At 45.8% G+C, this 767-nt stretch carries 2 protein-coding genes; both read left to right on the forward strand.

All coding sequences use genetic code 11. The features are described from left to right. Positions 1–496: porin family protein (locus tag ACYVRA_RS07730; protein ID WP_461252159.1), on the forward strand; the 496-nt coding region annotated here is incomplete at its 5' end. Positions 497–644: 148 nt separating this feature from the next. Beyond that, positions 645–767: hypothetical protein (locus ACYVRA_RS07735; RefSeq protein WP_461252160.1), on the forward strand; the 123-nt coding region annotated here is incomplete at its 3' end.

A 767-nucleotide genomic window follows, 5' to 3' on the forward strand; every position in this document is an offset into this window, starting at 1 on the left:
CAAGCGTCGTCCAGATGAAGTCGGCGTGCATCAGGTTGCGGATGGGCTGGGCGGCTATGCCTACGAATATCAACGCTGGCAGCGATATGTAGTAGACCAACCAGTTGAGAAAGGCTTGGTGGCTCTCGTCCATTTTTTTTGCGCGGATTTTAACAGTTCCGAGATGGCCGTTGCTGTGCCGGTTTTGTTTGAAATCAACCCGTTTGTGCTTAGCGGGCTCAACTCGTCAATCTATGAGATGATTTTCATTCAACTCGGGGTACAGGCGGATTATGCGTTCGGCTATAGCGAAGAGCTCAACGGGACCGCTGTTGATAAAGAGGATCTGTGGGAAAGAAAGAATTTCGGTATTGGAATAGTTTTAGGCGCCGTCGGCTATTTCAACAGCCATCTTTCTTTAGACGTCAGATATTACTACGCGTTTACTAATTATTACAAAAAATTCCCTAAGTGGTACCCTTACACAGGCAGCATCGGTTTGAGCTTTTATCTCTAACCGACGTGAATGTTAGCTGTTTTTTGTTTGATGTTACCCGCGCCATAATGTATATTACACTATGGCGCGTATTTATTTTGCGCAATAACAGTCCACCCGTCAACTAACTATATAGCATGGACCTGTCTCTTATACACATCTGACCATCGTGAACCTCGGCTTAGACCTATCCCTGCGCCTTCAGCAAAAGATGTCATTCAACATGATACAGTCGCTGAAGCTTTTGCAGGTCAACACTTTGCAATTGGAGCAGATGCTTCAAACCGAGCTT

The sequence above is a fragment of the Treponema sp. R8-4-B8 genome (assembly GCF_054786175.1).